The sequence below is a fragment of the Faecalicatena faecalis genome (assembly GCF_012524165.2).
Classification (GTDB): Bacteria; Bacillota; Clostridia; order Lachnospirales; family Lachnospiraceae; genus Faecalicatena_A; species Faecalicatena_A faecalis.
Genome location: NZ_JABACJ020000052.1, coordinates 1 through 2,634 on the forward strand (window position 1 = coordinate 1; position 2,634 = coordinate 2,634).

The following is a 2,634-nucleotide window of genomic DNA, read 5'->3' on the forward strand; positions in this document are numbered from 1 at the left end:
AAACGTCGCGCACCCGCATAGCGGGTGGTTTATATTTCGCACGTTTCCGTTTCTCTGCTGAGAAACTCCAACGTACTCAACAGGGTCTATCCGACCCATAATTAAACAGGGTGGAAATTCTTCAACTGAATTTCCACCCTGTTCAAATTTTTTCCACCTTTAGTTTTTCATTTCCTGTCTGATTTTCCCGCAGACCTCCTGAGGAGTGCTCTCACCTGTCATGATCTCATACTGACCCTTGGACAGCAGTTCTGAAAGCTTAGACCAATCCTCAAATCCTGTTCGGGATATGCAGGTATCCATCTGAGATAGAATCACCTGATATTCTGGTTTGGCCTTTAAGAATAATTTCGCTACATCCTTTCTGGGGGGAAGAGAATTCGCCCTTAAGTTAATATTCAGCATGGTATCAATCTGACTATAGTATTCCAAAAATGCAATGCTTCCCTCTACATTTTTCCCCTTTAGAACAGCAATATCTTCTCCTCCCATAACACCCACCGTCCTTTGGTCAGATGGAAATACTGCAATCCCATAATTCACTCCTGCCTCATCCAATGCCGGAAAGACCCACGGACCATTTTCCATCATGGCACATTCTCCTGCAATAAATTTCCTTGCGACATCATTCTGAGACCAGTTCACACATTCACGAGACATGATACCCTGCTCCACCATATCCTGTATATACGTAAACGCCTTCAGAGTCCCTTCCCCTCCTGCCTGATCCAGATCATCCCCTGCCGACAGCATAAAATTAGTGAACTGAAATGCCCCCTGCTCCCCTCCGATGGCCGACATGGCAAAACCATACCGGCCCGGCCTGGTCAGCTTTTTAGCAGTCTGTGCCAATTCCTCCCATGTCTTTGGAACAGATTCCCCAGACTCTTTTAGAACATCCTTATTGTAGATCAATCCCACATTATTACAACAGAAGGGAAAACCGTAATATCTGCCACCGTACTCCACCGACTCCATCGCACTTGGAAAGTACTGGTCCAAGTCTTCGATCCTTTCCACAGCCTCCGTAATATCCTCGAACTTATCCATTTTGATATAGGAAGGAATATCTGGATTATCCATGATTACCATATCTGGAAGCTGGTCCTGGGTAATCGCAATTGCCAGACGCTTGTTGAACTCCGTTACCGGACCGTGATATTCCCATGTCAGATGATAGGACTCCTGTGACTCATTAAAGCCTTTCATCAAATCGTCCATAGCATTCTTCTGATTATCCGTCTCATAATAAGACCAAAGCAGAAGTTTCTCTCTCTGCTTCATATCCTTCTTTGTCTTGTCTTCACTAGCAGCGCAGCCCCCCGACAGCAAGAGAATACAGAGGATGAACAGAACCCAAGCCTTATTTTTTAACCTTTTCATATCTTTCCTCCTAGTTCATCTGTCGATATTCTCCCGGAGATACTCCGATTTCCTCCTTAAAAACCCGCTGGAAATACTTCGGGTCGCTATAGCCTGCCGCCTTTGCGATTTCATAGATTTTCATATCTGTCCCTTTTAAGAGCCGCTTCGCATGACTCATACGGAACTGCTTCAAAAAGGTGGAAAAATTGATTCCCATCTCCCGGTTGAAAAGTGTACTCAAATATTCTGGGGTAATTTCAAGTTCCCGGGATACCTCCTCCTGGGTAATGCCCTCCTGGTAGTGTTCGCGGATATAATTGATAGCTCGTTTGATAATATAATTGCTGATATCCTCCCGCTTTACTTTTGCCCCGGTAATCACTTGAATGACATCCCTATATGCATTTTCTAATTCATGCCAAGTCACTGCTGACTCAATATTACGCAGGAGATTAGATGCTTTCAAATGATTATATAATGAGCGGTCTATCTCTTGAAGTGTATCTCCGATCAGATAATAACTCTTTACGAACGCCCTTCGGATATCTTCTACCTCAAAATGTCCCTGCTGCATGTATATAAGGAAAGCCTCCCCGCCTTTCTTAAGCCCTTCCTTATCACCCTGGCAGATTGCATTGCGGATACGATTGTAAATTTCTGCCGGAGATTCAAATGGGACCGGCTGATATGCTTCTACATCCTCTGCTGTAAGCCATTCCCTGTTTTTTAACACCAGAGCATAGGAAAGAAGCCTGTCCAGTTCCAGCACCGTCGTTTTCAGTTCTTCCAGTCTTTGAAACTGCTTTTTGGTCCAGATTGCCCGCTCTTCCTTATTCTGATATGTCAGAATCATTCTGTTATAAAATGACTTCTCAAACGTCTTTAGACTAGCCTCGTCCCTATTTCCCTGTACCAGTAGATAAGCCTTCTGCAAGTTTTCCATGTAGATATAATTTATCTTTAGTTCACAATACTTGTTTTTTAACGACTCTACAGATTGTTCCATTTCCTCCCGGTACGAGGCCGCAGCAGAACCGATATATCCCTCAAACAATTCATATACCCCTATTCGTGGGAAACCGCAGATATCCTCCAGGATACTTAAGTTTTTTTCCAGCAATTTGTCCCCGCCAAAGATCAGATTCCTGATATGAAGCTCCGGTTTCCCTTAGTTAAAAATATTACTCTTGTTGATTACTCAACTTTTCCGATAAATCGGTAATATATCTCAATTTCCTGTATTCTTTCGTTATCCTCATTCGTTGTTGC

General features: G+C 43.5%; 3 protein-coding genes. All 3 read right to left on the reverse strand.

Annotated elements, in window-relative coordinates:
* Positions 1–159: 159 nt before the first annotated feature.
* On the reverse strand, positions 160–1,383 hold the full coding sequence (locus HGO97_RS23575; RefSeq protein WP_216245717.1) for a sugar ABC transporter substrate-binding protein: 1,224 nt from the start codon (positions 1,381–1,383) through the stop codon (positions 160–162).
* Positions 1,384–1,393: 10 nt separating this feature from the next.
* A complete protein-coding gene (locus HGO97_RS23580; RefSeq protein ID WP_216245720.1) occupies positions 1,394–2,485 on the reverse strand; it encodes a helix-turn-helix transcriptional regulator in 1,092 nt (363 codons plus the stop codon).
* A 74-nt stretch (positions 2,486–2,559) separates the two neighbouring features.
* The coding region (locus HGO97_RS24595) for a DUF4368 domain-containing protein (RefSeq protein ID WP_216245721.1) at positions 2,560–2,634 on the reverse strand (75 nt) is incomplete at its 5' end.

Coding starts and splice junctions, on each gene's coding strand:
- HGO97_RS23575 (WP_216245717.1), bottom strand. CDS start 1,383: ATGAAAAGGTTAAAAAATAAGGCTTGGGTTCTGTTCATCCTCTGTATT.